The organism is Vibrio sp. SG41-7, assembly GCF_014164465.1.
Classification (GTDB): Bacteria; Pseudomonadota; Gammaproteobacteria; order Enterobacterales; family Vibrionaceae; genus Vibrio; species Vibrio splendidus.
Genome location: NZ_JACJFF010000408.1, coordinates 1 through 274 on the forward strand (window position 1 = coordinate 1; position 274 = coordinate 274).

Annotated in this window: 1 protein-coding gene; it reads right to left on the reverse strand. The window is 46.0% G+C overall.

All coding sequences use genetic code 11. From position 1 onward, the window contains the following. The coding region (locus tag H5300_RS27375) for a transposase (protein ID WP_182797407.1) at positions 1-274 on the reverse strand (274 nt) is incomplete at both ends.

The window sequence follows — 274 nt, forward strand, 5'->3', positions numbered from 1 at the left end:
CCCCACTATAATGACGTAGCCTCGATGCGGATATCGGTGGACGCTTCAGGTAACGACCCAGATAATTCACCGTTTGCTTTAGTTCTTTCGTCTTTTTGGCAAAGTGAATATTCCAGTAGCGTTGAATAGGTTTCCAGGAATGGTGTTTGTCTAAGCCTCCACGAGTGACCGATAAATGGATATGTGGATGCCAGTTAAGGGCTCGACCATAAGTATGAAGCGCTCCGAATATCCCTACCTCAAGTTCATGCTTTTTTGCCCACTCTAACAGCGT